Origin of the sequence: Pandoraea sp. ISTKB (assembly GCF_001721285.1) — a bacterium.
GTDB lineage: Bacteria > Pseudomonadota > Gammaproteobacteria > Burkholderiales > Burkholderiaceae > Pandoraea > Pandoraea capi.
Map to the genome: position 1 here is coordinate 41,887 of NZ_MAOS01000035.1, position 13,187 is coordinate 55,073.

The following is a 13,187-nucleotide window of genomic DNA, read 5'->3' on the forward strand; positions in this document are numbered from 1 at the left end:
CGCTGCCCACCGCAATGTGAATACGCTCATTGGATTTTAACGACCTGCAGCACGAGAACGAGATCTGACCGCGCGGACGTTGCTGACCGACTATTGAGGAAGGAAGGCAGGAACGAGAGCCCGCTCTCAACCTCACTGCCTTTGGTCTGGCCCAGTCCTCCCATAACGACCACATCCCCATCACTCAGGGACGTTGCAGTTTCAAATTTCCTGGTGTTCTTCGTCGGCGTGTTGTTTACGCCGGTGCTTGTCTTCTGAAAGTCTGAGATCTCGACGGTCACCTCGATGTCCGTCACCGCGCCGCGCACTGTCGGTAGTACATCGAAGATGACACCGGCGTCTTGATACGCGACGGATTGAACAGGCGCTGCCGTTGAGCTGGGGTAAGACACAGAAGAAATCACCGGAACCGATTGACCTACGTTCATCCGTCCATGTTTCCCCGAGTATGCGCGCATGTTTGGTGAAGTCACAACTCGGAACCGAGAGTCTGAATCAAGCGCGGCAATGGCAACATCCAAACTTCCAGAACTCAATCTCAACGCGTTCGCATTCGGATCGATTGTGCCTGCCCCAATCGAAAGCTTGCTATTGAGAACGTTGAGCGCAATGGAGAAGCCACTAGACCGATCATTCCCGGATGAGACTTCATAAACCCAGGCTCGTATCGAGACCTCTCCCTGACGAAGATCGACTTGCGGTAGCACCTTCTTCAACAGTTCGATTTCTTTTGCGCTCCCCATAAAGACCATCGTGTCGGACGATTGATCGACTCGGCCAGCAGCCGATGTAATCGGCGCATTGGTTTGGGTACGTGATTCGGGAGGTGCGTGAATAGTCCGGTTGGTCGTGAAACTCCCGGAGAAAAGCGGTGCCACAAGGCTTGAGAGATAGTCGGCGCTCCGATACTTGGGCGAGTAAACGAACACATCCTTGTCCGTGCTTCCCTGATTACCGGCACCTCGCTTGAACACGTAATCAACACCCTGCTTTGTCAAAACGCCAAAGCCAAGGGAATCGAGGAAGTTGGCTAACGTCGTTCGAATATCTCCTGCTCCACGGTCTAACCTAAACGACACCGTTCTCGTATCCGCGACTACCTCCGGGGCAAGGACATAGGGCGTTTGAAGCATCTCCGCGTAGATCAGATCGATTACTTGGCCCACGCTGACGAGTCGAATATCGATGCGCTTCGCTTGACCGATGTTCTTAAGCGTCAACGGTTCAGGAGGTGGTGCAGGCCTTTGTTGAATAGCCGGTACGCGAACGTCTTCCAGGAGATTCGGGTTGATCTCAGGAGGTGTGAGCGTAGTGTTTGCCGCGACATGTGACGATATGGCCAAAGAGGCCATGACGATTGCGAGCCTTGTCATTTTGCCGATCCCCCGAGAATGCTCCCGGTCGATGCTGAGTTCGCACCGGACCATGTTGTCACTCTCTCTCCATCCACGGAGCCTATGCGAGCTATTCCATCGTTTTGGAATACGGACGGACTTTCAAGGCGCAAACGTCCGCCACTGTCACTTAGAACGACCCATTGACTCCCGTTGGACTGGAAGCCGCCCACGATGCGCCACTGATTAGACACAATCTGATCGACCTGAGCCTTTACACGAGAAGGCAGTGTTACTTGCTTCGAAGCGGGTTCAGGGGGCGCCGCGGCGAGTTGAGCGTCTGCCGTCTTCTGTTTTGGATGAAAGAACGCCCACAGAGATCGTATTGCTATAGACGTGCTGATGAGCAGCAGAAGAGCGACTGCCCACAACGTCTTGTTAGCAAGGACGTTTTGACGCTTATCGACTGTAACTTCTTTGCCAGCAGCGCCGGAGTAGCTCTTGTAGAGTTCGAAAATCTCCGACCGGTAGAAGCGATTGAACTGCCCAGTACGATGGAGCTTAGTCTGCTTGTACGTGTCGTACATCTCAACGCGGTAGCCAGAACGGAGGCCGATCGCCTTGAGTTTTATCATCTTGAACGACAGTTCGATGACGTAACGCAGATCTTTGTGGAGCCCACTAATATCCTGCGTCATGAGAACAACATCGCAAGCAACGCCGGTCGTGCTGTGGACGTAGTGACGATGCATGCGAAAGAACTGCATGTGCTCATCCGAGAGCTTTCCTTGGCTCGTTCCCCATATACGCCAAGCCTCGTCAACAGCTACCAAATCCCCTGGCTGAACGACCGTGTCCCAATGCCCCTTTTCCTCGTCCGGGAAAAACATCGGCTGCCTAATTCGTTCGTTCGTCACCAGCGTGATCGACCCGAGGTCGCCGAGTTCGATTGGCTCAGCTTTACGCTTCCAAAAGCTCCTGCGACTAGACGACCGGTTCACGATGAACGCTCGAATCTTCTCTTCGTTCACGCCGTCGATATTGGTTACGACACGTCGTCCGGCGCGTATTGCTTCGACGATAGGGCCTCCGACGACCTCGTAAGACTTCCCTGATCCTTGTAGACCGGTGTAGCAATTGATAGCCATGTCTTCACCCTATCCGATGACGGGCAGTCGTCGGATGATGAACCGCGTAACAAATGCCGACACTATGAGAGGTGCTCCGACGCTGAACCCACACAAATCCAAGAAGTACCAGACGCCTTCCCCTATTCCGCCAAACGCATTCGACAGTGAGGCTGACGTCGGAAAGATGCCCGATTGTTGTAGGTATGAAACGGATTCGGTGACAAAGAAGTAGAGGGCAAAATACAAGAAGAACTTCGCGACGACCGACCGAACTAGAAAGCCGAGAAGCAAATTAACACCGGAGGCGATGATTCCCCACATACATCCCCCTACGCAGCAAGAACGATAAACAGTGCGGCAAGGATGAATGCCGCGCTAAATACAGCATGAATTGCATCGCGATGGGACTCCACAAGCGTGCAATGAGACTGAAAGGTGAACGTGTCGCCCCAGATCGAGAACGACGGCTCTGGACATTTGGTGTTGTGGGCTGGCACGGTCCAAGAGCGCAGATCCGGCATTAGGTTCACTAGCGGCGAAAGAATCATCTGAATGGTTGGCACACTTTCCGTCGTCGGTGTCGGCAAGTTTGGGTTCGTGCCGAAGTCGACGGCGACCTTGTTGACGACGTTGACGTTCGGAGTGTTGACCACATTTACGTTGCTAGACGTCCCGCCGACCGGAGGGGTTATGACAGGGCCAGAGGGGGATATTGGATCAGGTGATATCGGAACATTGCTGGATCCGGGCTGAGTTGGCGTTCCCTGGATAAGATCTTTCCACGTTGGCGAGATCGACGGATCGCTAGCCACGCCGGTCTGCACGTCACTGGCCGTTATCGGGTCGGTCACTGAATACGGCGCACCGTTGTATCCCGGCGCGTTTGCGGCGTTCTGCCACAGGCGATTCGCAACCTGAGCGACGAAATATGGAGGGAGTGGTTCGTTGAGCATCTGAGGGGTAATCTCAGGCACCAGCGAATTCAGATTGCCGGAGACCGACTGCAACGGTCGCACATATGAAGGGTTGGACATCGCGCCTACCTGCACGGCTCTAAAGTTCGTACTTCCGTCACCGAGTGACCAATCGACGCGCACTGTATAGCCTGCGGGCTCGACGCTGCTGCCTGTCAGCACGTACGTCGCCTGACAATTCGAGAGTCCGGTGCCTGTTCCACAATCGAAGTTCTTAATCATTGTGCCTAGCTGCTGAGCGAGATCCAATCCGCTAACACCGGCGATTACGGCATAGTTTTGACCTCCGAATCCACCGTCCGACGCGTAATAAGGAAGGTTCGAAGGAATTGCGGCGAGGGATGGGCACGTCATAACCGCTGGGTTGCACATCGGGCTCAAATAAAGTGTGTAACTTCCCGGCGCTGCGGGTGATGGGGGCGGTGACGTAGACGGCGAAGCAGGGGCTAGAGAAAGCGCCAAGGGAGTGGGGGATCCATTCGGGTTCGTTTCAGGACCGCTTGACTGAGATAGTTTGTAAAGTCCCCAGGAAACAGCCCCCACGGCTGCTAAAGCACCCACTCCAAGTGCCACCGTAAGCCATACAGGTGCTCCCGCCAGTGTGGCGACGGTAGTAACAGCAGCGCTGGCATAGGAAGCGTCATTGGCAGCCTTCCCGACGAAAGCCATGGTGTTCGCAAAGACGGCATCATTGGCTGCAACGGATATGCCCCTACGAGCCAAATTGGTTGCGATAGCTTTTCCGACCACTCGATTTACGACTCCGGTAAATAGGGGCGCTACCGGAAGCGCCTGCGCCTGTGCCTGTTGTTGTACCAGCACGGCACATAAGCAAAAGATGACGAAGAGCTTTCTAAGCACAGGATCTCCAATGTCGACGGCGTCACGAAATGCTCCGGTCGGCAATCAAATGCTTCGTATGCGAATTTCTATGATTGGAAGACTTTCCTGATCACAATTCCCACAAGATCGCGACGAGAGGTGCAATAAGGAGCGCAATCAGTGCAACAAGCGCGATGTACCCAAAAATGAACGTGTAGACCAACAATTCAGCCTCCTTCGAATCCGCAAATGACGGCCCAAGCACTCAGCATGCCGAAGGCGAACATCATCAGATACCACCCGGTGTTTGCGTCCAACGTGTCGCTCCTGAATCGAAACGGGGCCGCGAGGCCCCGCTTGTCAGTCAACGTAGCTTTGCTTAGGCGCCACGGACCATTCCGATGACCCATTTCGCACCGCGCATCGCGATGTACACGGTGATCACCGTCGAAGCGACCGAAATGATTCCGGTGATGACACTCGAAAAATCAATGCCGGTCGTCAGGCTCGAAAAGTCCGGCCCCGTGCCAGCGGCATTGGCCGAGATGGCTGTGCACACACCTGCCGCTGCAACGATTGCGCTCAGAGCTTGCTTCTTGAACTGCATCAATTTCATTTTCATAATCGATGTTTCCAATAGCGGTTTCCCGCGTTTAATTTCAGGCGCGTCGAACAAAATTGACGACGGCACCCGCACCTTTGGCTGTAAGCCACAGTGAAATCACCGTGGTAAACGCCACTCCCCAAAAACCAGCCGCACTTGCGTAATCAAACGGCTGGGCAATCGAGTCGATGTACTGCGCACTGCTCGGCGCGAGCAAATACGCTTGCTGTGTCTCCAAATGAAAATACTGTCCGCCGACTGGCGGGCAGATTTGCACGTCAATCCCGTTCGCCTGAGATGTAGACGCAACGGGAGAGCAAATGAGAACTACCCTCTCGAAGCCGCTGCTCATGGCTGATACTGCGCAATAAATGAGAAGATGACGAAGCCCTCGCTGCAATGACTCGCTGCGGTTTCGATGGCTTCCTCTTCGCTGTCGAACGCCCCGGCTGAGGTGACCCAAGGTGTGAACCCAACGTCGCCGGCATCAGGACATAGGAAGTGCGCGCTCTCCCTGTCCTGGACAATGAAGACGCGCCCGTACATGGTCAGGCCACCTTCGCTTGCTTAGCCATCTCCACAGGCTTCAGTTCGACGAGCTGTGTTTTCTGCGCCTTACCGGTCGTCACGATTTCGACCGTAGCGTCGGCCAAGAACGGAAACGGCAGATGCTTGTACTTTGAGAACTCTTCACTGAGACCAAGCGTGTATTCCGCAACTGCGAATCCCTTGGCGTTTCCTTTCGAATCGTCAAGAGCGGTCTCGACGTAGACTTTCGTGCTGTCATAGCCCTGTCCGTTGTCCATCGTTCCCTTGTTTGCCTTCATGCCGAGCACCTTGACCTGCGTGTTGAACTTCATCGTTGACCTCACTGGAGTTGGCAGCCGTATGTACCGAGACCGCCCGTGCTGCCGCATGCGGGCGCGGTGAGAATTTCTTTCGAAATATCGAACTCGTTGGCCGATTGAGATTTCGGCTGACGGTGTATCGGCATATCGGACCATCGGTAGTCCGCAACCTTGAGCCGCTTCGGCCAATCATTGGAATCAGCTTCCACTCGTGCGAGTAGATCGGAGTCGCCGAAAAGGCCTCGCAGCACCTTCAGGTGCTTTCCGTAGGTTCGTTTGATATGGTCTACGCAGGCTTGAACGTTGATCTCAGCGGCCTTTGTCTTGCATGCAATCCGCTCTGGTGAGCGTTCATGCGATAGCAATTGGAGGCACGGATAGGCACCCACGAAATAGGCGGAGGGATCTAACAGAACGTCGAGTGGAATTACGCGATCAGTGTTTCGAAATTCAACTTCAACGCGTACCCACTTGCTTTCGGCATCTCCTTGCTCGCAGCCTTTCTCATAGACGCGGCAAACCTTGCCGTTCTTACGTTTGCCTATGTAGATCGTGCGACCTTTGCCATCGGGGTTCTTCCAATTGCCCCGATACTCGTGTGACGGAGCACGGAAAGAGCAGTTAAAGCCACCTTCGTCGTACCAGCGGTCGGCAGTTTCCACATTGACGTGGTCACCGTCGAACTCGTCATGAGCCAAGTCCACGCGAGTCAGAGCAGGACGTTTTGCTTTGCTGTGAAGGAAGCCATGCAACCGGTATTCCCACCGATCTTTTGCTGCGAGGCACCCGGCACCGTGTAGAACAACGAGCATCGTTCCGCGTTGGCTTAGTCCGCCGAAGCAGACAAGGCCGAATCCATCGCCCAGTTCCCAGGAGTCGAGATAGAAATCGCGAGGTTTCTTGAGATGCTTCGTGACTCCGAAGCCGAAAATCTTCTCCAGTTGGAAGGACGCTTCTCGTACATAGTCTTCGTCGCTTACGAGAGTGATGCCCGCCGTGCTAGACCAAGTTTCTTCTCCGATAGTGAAGCGCACGCAGTCGATGAATGCACACTGCTCGTTAGCTGGGCGACGAACCATGACCTGCTTAATTTCCCCGGTATCAGTGAGTACTAGAGAAACCGTTTCGCGTTCAGCAATGTTTCGGAAGACTTCATGCTTGTCGGCATCGTCTCTTCCCGTTCCCCCCGTGTTACTAGAGGGGGGGCTTCCGATCCGGCTGGTGCCGCCGCCGCGCGCACGCCGAACGTCCTCGTCGCTGCGGGCGATCGGCGTGCGCGCGGCGAGCGACGTGGAGACTTCACCAAAAAGAAGACCTTTCACGCGACTCATACCGAGAACTCCCGTTCGAGCGCGCGTTTTCGCACAAGCTCAACGTTGATAAAGACGCGCTTCCCGACTCGGACTTCGGGCCAGTAACCGCGCTCGGCTTGTGCGACGAGAATTGAAAGAGGGAGTCCTATAGCTGCGGCAAACGCCTCGCGGGTCATAAGAGGCACGTTCGCGTATGCATGAAGATCGGCTATAGTAGGCACGGCACTCATCCAGTATCGTAAATACACTTGGCTAGTGCTGAAATAGCACTGAATGCGAGCTAGAATAGCACTGCAAGATTGCGCTTGCAAGCGCATGGGGGATCTTTTTATGGAACAAATTGGCGACCGTCTGAAGCTGCTGATATCCGCGCGCACAGACGACCGATTGAGATACGTTCAACTCGAAACGGTCACGGGAATCTCGGCAGATCGATGGAAGAACTTCTGGTTTGGACGTAAGAGGGCCGACGCAGAGATGATTGAGGCAGCTAGCAAGGCTTGGCCCGAAACTGCGTTTTGGTTGGCCTGTGGTGCTACTGATGTGCAGTTCGGGCACATCGCCGGCAACTCGGAAAATACGTTTCCTGAAGCTCCGCTAAAGCAGTCGATGCCTGCGACGGCCGAGTACCTTCGAGCATCTGTGCGTGCTAGAGACTGCGCTCAATCGCTAGTCAATCGCATCAACGATGAAAGAGGAGGCACCGCACCGGCGCTGTCTCTTGGCAATGTGCCTCGTGTGGCGCTTTCTAGTTGGACGGACGGGGAATTGTTCCCCGATGCGGTCGAGGACCTAAAAGCCCGATTGCAGGAATTGCAAGATCGCCGGAGAGCGCGGAAGCAGGAGGTGGGATTGAGGCCGGAACTCGAGTCGATAGTGAGCACAATCGAATACGACTACGACGAGGCCAAGCTTATACGGCAGGTTGGCGAATACCGTAAAAAGATCGCTCAAGAATTAATCTGAGGGCTGGATGGCCATAAAGAAGACAGCGTCAGGCTGGTTGGTGGATTCTCAGCCTGGAGGTAGAGGAGCAAAGCGATTCCGCAAGACGTTTAAGACACAAGCGGAGGCGAAGGCTTACGACGCATGGCTGCACACGCAGCTTCTTGCAAAGCCAGAATGGCAACCAGCCAAACGTGACGTTCGCAAACTTTCTGAGGTTATGGATCTTTGGTTTGCGCATCATGGTTCAGGCCTTCGCGCAGGAGCAGACACGCGCCGCAGATTACTTGCTGTAGCGCACGCGCTCGGCGATCCACAGGTTAGTCAGTTCACGGTTGATATGTTTGCGCAGTATCGAACAAGACGACTCGCGCAGGGGGTTACCGCCAATAATTTGAATCGTGAACACTCGTACATGCGAGCAGCGTTTAACGAATTGAAGCGACTAGGTTTGTGGGATGGTGCGAACCCGCTGGGCGAACTTCGCCAGTACAGAATTCAAGAGAATGAGCTCACTTATCTCACCCACGCACAAATTCGGTTGCTCCTTGGTGCACTATCTACGGCACGAAATCCGCATGTGCTTTTGATTACCAAAGTTTGCCTCTCGACGGGTGCGCGGTGGAGTGAAGCTGAGGAACTCCAGCTATCGCAGGTGGGAGCCGGAATTGTTCAGTTTGCACGAACAAAATCAGGCAAGGTGCGGGCCGTACCAATCTCCCAGGAGCTCGAAAGTGAGTTACGAGCACACCATAGGAGAAATGCTACAACCGAGAGGATATTCGGATACGCTTGGTCTGCGTTTCGAGAGGGGGTTGAGAGGGCGGGAATTGCATTGCCTGATGGCCAAATGACCCATGCGCTGAGGCACACATTTGCTAGTCATTTCATGATGAATGGCGGAAACATACTGACATTGCAGCGCATATTGGGGCATCAAAGTCTCACGATGACCATGCGATACGCGCACTTAGCGCCGGAGCATCTCGCGGAGGCCCTGCGATTGAATCCCCTTGCTCATGACACCGTGAGATACGCTGAAACGGAACCCAATGCTTGCTGAGTTTTCGAATGTCGATTGCGAATCTTGGGCCGAGCCGAACCGCTCAAACGACATTCCCAACGCGCGTCACAGCTTCGCGTACTTTCCATCCAAGAAGGAGACAAGTGCAACAGCCTCGTTCGAAATTTCTAAGTAACGCTGATGAGTGAGGTCCAGCGGTTGCCTGGAGGCCGACTCAAAATCACCCCCAGTCACGGCTGCGCGGAACGAGATCAACTGCTGCTCTGAATGAAACTCACTTTTGAAGTTTGTCAGCGCTGCCATTCTCGCTGCCAAGCGACGAGTAAGTGACTTGATTTCCAACGCTAGCGCTTTCGCATCGGAATCAGTTCCGGCGAGCTGGTAGTATTTACGCGCAGCTACCTCGACTTCCAATACCAAGTCTTCAATGGTGTCGATTGCTGCGCGAATTTCTTTTCTGCGCTCACGTCGGTTGGTTTGCGAGTTGACGACTAGCCAGCCGCATACCACAAGAAGCCAATTTCCGGCAAAAGCGTAGCCAGACAAAACAGTAGCAATTTCGTCCAAGCACCAGCTCCCGGCGGTCAATGCTTCTCGATGTAGAAGAGAATCTCTGCGGGCAACGACGGATCTTCTAAGGAAACGATTTTCAATCTTTCCTTGAGTTGCTGGCGCGTATATTTGCCAAGCCGAGCCAGGCCGCCGAAAGCCTCTTCCAAAAACGACGAACCGTAACCGCGCGCGCCGTCGAGCTGAACCTCAACAATCTCTGCACGCGCTAACGCCGGGACTAGCACATCATCCCTAAATACCTCTCCAGAGTATGGCCCATCCCCGCGGTAACGCCCCGCCGGCCACTTGCTGAAGTCATTGGCAACGTTAATGGTGGTCATGTGTTTCACTTTGATTCACCGAGGTAATCGGTACATTCCATAGGATCAGTGTACCCAAGACGGAGTCTCGATAGTCATTGATTATCTCTATCGAGCGCTTCGACGGATCATACTGATAGCAGCCTTTGTTGCTATGAATCGTTAGGTGCCCGCTTCCAGCAACATCGATCACATCCTTAAGTTGTTGCAGTCCGCGGCCCCTGTAAGGAAGATCGGTCCGAGTACGTCCAATCTCAATGGCAGCCTTGATCATCACACAGTCTGTGGAAATTTGCCCCTGTGTGACTATCCCTGTGAGAAAAGCCCGTATGCTGTCTGACGTCCAATCCTTCATTCGAGTTTTGGGAAGCGACGCAGGGATGCCAACCCCGAGATCGCATAAAGCCACAATAAGCGATCCATCTCGCTCCTGGGAGAACATCCACCAGCGAGGCTCTACGCCTTTCAAGGATAGGCCATCCGGGCGCGTGTCGATGTAGGCGTGGTTCGAGGAATTGGTCATGGCCTCGGTGACCCCTTTGTACATCGATTGTTCGAGCCGTTTCTCGATGATTCCTTCGTAGTTCTCGAGCACCGGCTCAAACAACTCGCCGATCGCTTTGGTGCCGGTCGCGTACTTCCAAAACTTTACGCTTGCATCCAGATCGTCGACATTTTCTCGACACGGTTTGCCGATCATGTCGAACACTCCCACCTGCTGGAGTACCTGTTCGACGATTTTGTCACGCGGATAGTTGCATCTAATTATCGGGCGCTCGCCCAGGTATCGATACAACCTATTCAGTTCCGCGACAAATAACAACGTTCCGTCCGCGAACATGCGCTGCGTTTTCGCGAAGTTCAGGTACACATGCTCGCCCTGGGTCACTCTCGCACGAATTTCGGCTAGGAACTCCAGAATATGCGACCGCGAGATTGGGTCGTTGAGAACGAAACGCTCAGGGGCGAAAATTGGCGTGCCCCACCGACCTTCTCTGCGGAGGCGAGCATGCCGACGAGCCACCGATCTTTTTCGGGACGATGACTGCCAGCGCTTGCGTGCCAGCTTGGCAAATTTTCGTTTTGCTAGGCGATCCAGCCATGCCAGCTCAAGTCTGGACAGTCGTTTCACTCAATCCCCGGGATTTGTCTGATTTTTTCTCAGTGTAAAGAAACCAGGGGTAAAAGCAAAGCGTCGACACTTCGTTGACAGTCGCTGTAAACGACAAAGGGTTAGCCGAAGCTAACCCTTTGTTTTATTTGGTGGCGAATCAGGGACTCGAACCCCGGACCTGCGGATTATGATTCCGTCGCTCTAACCGACTGAGCTAATTCGCCGTAGAAGAAAGATTATAGGTAGACCCCTATAGGCTGTCAACAGGTATTTTGCGAAATCATGAAAATAGTACGGTCGACGTCGGACAGGGGCTGGATGGTCGATCGAAAGTCACCTCACAAACGACAACGCCGGGACCCGAAAGCCCCGGCGTTGTGATTCATGTTGACCGGCCTCCCGTAACGAGGCCAGTCACGCCTGCGTCAGTCGTTGGCGTAGATGTCGACGTCCTTCGTCTCCTTGATGAAGAGCATACCGATCACGAAGGTAATCAGCGCGATCACGATCGGGTACCAGAGGCCGGAGTAGATATCGCCCTTGGCTGCCACGATGGCGAAGGCCGTGGCCGGCAGGAAGCCGCCGAACCAGCCGTTACCGATGTGATACGGCAGCGACATCGAGGTGTAGCGGATGCGGGTCGGGAACATCTCCACCAGCATGGCCGCGATCGGACCGTACACCATCGTCACGAAGATCACGAGGATCGCCAGCAGGATCACGACCATCGGCTTGTTCATCTGCGCCGGGTCGGCCTTCGGCGGGTAACCGTCTGCCTTGAGCGTGGCCGACATATCCGCTTCGAATGCCTTGGTCTTGTCCTTCGCGTCCGCTGCCTTGCCGTCGACCGACTGGATCACCTTGTCGCCGATCTTCACCGTCGCCATCGTGCCCGCCGGTGCCGCTTCGTTCTGATAGTTCAGACCGGCGCGCGACAGGAAGCTCTTCGCGATATCGCACGAGCTGGTGAACTTCGACGTACCCACCGGGTTGAACTGGAACGAGCACTCGTTCGGATCGGCGATGACCGTGATCGGCGAACGCGCCGTTGCCGCTTCCAGCGCCGGGTTGGCGTAGTGCGTCAGTGCCTTGAAGATCGGGAAGTACAGCAGCGCGGCCAGCAGGCAACCCGCCATGATGATCGGCTTGCGACCGATCTTGTCCGACAGGGCACCGAAGAACACGAAGAACGGGCTGCCGATCAACAGACCCAGCGCCACCATGATGTTGGCGGTGTTGCCGTCGACCTTGAGCACCTGTGTCATGAAGAACAGCGAATAGAACTGACCCGTGTACCACACGACAGCCTGACCTGCCGTGAGACCGACCAGCGCCAGAATCACGATCTTCAGGTTCTTCCACTCACCGAACGATTCCTTGAGCGGTGCCTTCGAGCCCTTGCCTTCCGCCTTCATGCGCTGGAATGCCGGCGATTCGCTCAGTTGCAGACGAATCCACAGCGAGATCAGCAGCAGCACGATCGACAGCACGAACGGAATGCGCCAGCCCCACTCACCGAACGCCTCTTCACCCATCACCATGCGGGTGCCGAGAATCACGAGCAGCGAGAGGAAGAGACCCAGCGTGGCGGTCGTCTGAATCCACGACGTGTAGAAACCGCGACGGCCGTGCGGTGCGTGCTCGGCCACGTACGTGGCTGCACCCCCGTATTCGCCGCCCAGCGCCAGACCCTGAAGCAGACGCATGGCGATGAAGATCACCGGTGCCGCGATACCCCACGACGCGTAGCCGGGCAACAGACCGACAACCAGCGTGGACAGACCCATCAGCGTGATGGTCACGAGGAACGTGTACTTACGACCGACGAGGTCGCCGATACGACCGAACACGATGGCGCCGAACGGACGCACCGCGAAGCCGGCCGCGAACGACAGCAGTGTGAAGATGAAGGCTGCCGTCGGATTGATCCCCGAGAAGAAGTGACGGCTGATGAAAGCGGCCAACGAACCGGCCAGGTAAAAGTCGTACCACTCGAACACCGTGCCCAGCGACGACGCGAAGATGACCTTCCGCTCTTCCTTGGTCATCGGTGCATGGGTGGTGGCTGTCGTTGCAGTAGCCATGCGGTTGTCTCCTGTAATGTAAGCACGCCCCTGGGACGCACCCGGGCCGTTGCAACTGATTATTGGAGGACAACCTTACCGCCGTCTGACGCCAAACTGACTCGAACCTTACGTTGCTAGGGA

The 13,187-nt window shown here is 55.0% G+C and carries 13 protein-coding genes and 1 tRNA gene; 3 read left to right on the plus strand and 11 right to left on the minus strand.

Annotated elements, in window-relative coordinates; translation table 11 throughout:
- Positions 1-26 precede the first annotated feature (26 nt).
- The 4 genes from A9762_RS13295 to A9762_RS28540 are packed head-to-tail and all read right to left on the minus strand — an operon-like array spanning position 27 to position 3,660.
- Positions 27-1,373, minus strand: a complete 1,347-nt coding sequence (locus A9762_RS13295; protein WP_069342494.1) for a type II secretion system protein GspD — start codon at positions 1,371-1,373, stop codon at positions 27-29.
- Positions 1,370-2,482, minus strand: a complete 1,113-nt coding sequence (locus A9762_RS13300; protein ID WP_069342495.1) for a zonular occludens toxin domain-containing protein — start codon at positions 2,480-2,482, stop codon at positions 1,370-1,372. The genes A9762_RS13295 and A9762_RS13300 overlap by 4 nt, the downstream gene beginning before the upstream one ends.
- 9 nt (positions 2,483-2,491) lie before the next feature.
- A complete protein-coding gene (locus A9762_RS13305; RefSeq protein ID WP_069342496.1) occupies positions 2,492-2,785 on the minus strand; it encodes a DUF2523 family protein in 294 nt (97 codons plus the stop codon).
- An 8-nt stretch (positions 2,786-2,793) separates the two neighbouring features.
- Positions 2,794-3,660, minus strand: coding sequence for a hypothetical protein (locus tag A9762_RS28540; protein ID WP_139133207.1), 867 nt, complete (start codon positions 3,658-3,660; stop codon positions 2,794-2,796).
- Positions 3,661-4,661: 1,001 nt separating this feature from the next.
- On the opposite strand from A9762_RS28540, the gene A9762_RS29450 reads away from it, so the two are divergent.
- Entirely contained in the window at positions 4,662-4,979 is a 318-nt protein-coding gene (locus A9762_RS29450; protein ID WP_206093579.1) for a hypothetical protein, read from the plus strand.
- Between the two features lie 433 nt (positions 4,980-5,412).
- On the opposite strand, the gene A9762_RS13325 is transcribed toward A9762_RS29450, so the two are convergent.
- Positions 5,413-5,724, minus strand: coding sequence for a hypothetical protein (locus A9762_RS13325; RefSeq protein ID WP_069342500.1), 312 nt, complete (start codon positions 5,722-5,724; stop codon positions 5,413-5,415).
- An 8-nt stretch (positions 5,725-5,732) separates the two neighbouring features.
- Entirely contained in the window at positions 5,733-7,043 is a 1,311-nt protein-coding gene (locus tag A9762_RS13330; RefSeq protein WP_240493549.1) for a replication initiation factor domain-containing protein, read from the minus strand.
- A 312-nt stretch (positions 7,044-7,355) separates the two neighbouring features.
- Here A9762_RS13330 and A9762_RS13340 point away from each other — a divergent pair, with 312 nt between their 5' ends.
- Positions 7,356-7,991, plus strand: a complete 636-nt coding sequence (locus A9762_RS13340) for a hypothetical protein (RefSeq protein ID WP_139133208.1) — start codon at positions 7,356-7,358, stop codon at positions 7,989-7,991.
- Positions 7,992-7,998: 7 nt separating this feature from the next.
- A complete protein-coding gene (locus A9762_RS28125; RefSeq protein ID WP_083253900.1) occupies positions 7,999-9,033 on the plus strand; it encodes a tyrosine-type recombinase/integrase in 1,035 nt (344 codons plus the stop codon).
- Positions 9,034-9,099: 66 nt separating this feature from the next.
- Here the strand turns inward: A9762_RS28125 and A9762_RS13345 are convergent, their stop codons facing one another.
- From A9762_RS13345 to A9762_RS13365, 5 genes are all read right to left on the minus strand, one after another.
- Positions 9,100-9,561, minus strand: coding sequence for a hypothetical protein (locus A9762_RS13345; RefSeq protein ID WP_139133209.1), 462 nt, complete (start codon positions 9,559-9,561; stop codon positions 9,100-9,102).
- Between the two features lie 17 nt (positions 9,562-9,578).
- Complete coding sequence (locus A9762_RS13350; RefSeq protein WP_069342504.1) at positions 9,579-9,887, minus strand: STAS-like domain-containing protein; 309 nt, start codon at positions 9,885-9,887, stop codon at positions 9,579-9,581.
- Positions 9,874-10,998, minus strand: coding sequence for a hypothetical protein (locus A9762_RS13355; protein ID WP_139133210.1), 1,125 nt, complete (start codon positions 10,996-10,998; stop codon positions 9,874-9,876). Before A9762_RS13355 ends, A9762_RS13350 begins: the two co-directional genes overlap by 14 nt.
- Positions 10,999-11,127: 129 nt before the next feature.
- Positions 11,128-11,204 (minus strand) — tRNA-Met (locus tag A9762_RS13360).
- A gap of 201 nt (positions 11,205-11,405) precedes the next feature.
- Entirely contained in the window at positions 11,406-13,064 is a 1,659-nt protein-coding gene (locus A9762_RS13365; protein ID WP_069342506.1) for an MFS transporter, read from the minus strand.
- Positions 13,065-13,187 lie beyond the last annotated feature (123 nt).

Bases quoted from the DNA above. Each gene is read 5' to 3' on its own strand.
- A9762_RS13295 (WP_069342494.1), bottom strand. From the start codon at position 1,373: ATGACAAGGCTCGCAATCGTCATGGCCTCTTTGGCCATATCGTCACAT.
- A9762_RS13300 (WP_069342495.1), bottom strand. From the start codon at position 2,482: ATGGCTATCAATTGCTACACCGGTCTACAAGGATCAGGGAAGTCTTAC.
- A9762_RS13305 (WP_069342496.1), bottom strand. From the start codon at position 2,785: ATGTGGGGAATCATCGCCTCCGGTGTTAATTTGCTTCTCGGCTTTCTA.
- A9762_RS28540 (WP_139133207.1), bottom strand. From the start codon at position 3,660: ATGATTAAGAACTTCGATTGTGGAACAGGCACCGGACTCTCGAATTGT.
- A9762_RS29450 (WP_206093579.1), top strand. From the start codon at position 4,662: ATGACCCATTTCGCACCGCGCATCGCGATGTACACGGTGATCACCGTC.
- A9762_RS13325 (WP_069342500.1), bottom strand. From the start codon at position 5,724: ATGAAGTTCAACACGCAGGTCAAGGTGCTCGGCATGAAGGCAAACAAG.
- A9762_RS13330 (WP_240493549.1), bottom strand. From the start codon at position 7,043: ATGAGTCGCGTGAAAGGTCTTCTTTTTGGTGAAGTCTCCACGTCGCTC.
- A9762_RS13340 (WP_139133208.1), top strand. From the start codon at position 7,356: ATGGAACAAATTGGCGACCGTCTGAAGCTGCTGATATCCGCGCGCACA.
- A9762_RS28125 (WP_083253900.1), top strand. From the start codon at position 7,999: ATGGCCATAAAGAAGACAGCGTCAGGCTGGTTGGTGGATTCTCAGCCT.
- A9762_RS13350 (WP_069342504.1), bottom strand. From the start codon at position 9,887: ATGACCACCATTAACGTTGCCAATGACTTCAGCAAGTGGCCGGCGGGG.
- A9762_RS13365 (WP_069342506.1), bottom strand. From the start codon at position 13,064: ATGGCTACTGCAACGACAGCCACCACCCATGCACCGATGACCAAGGAA.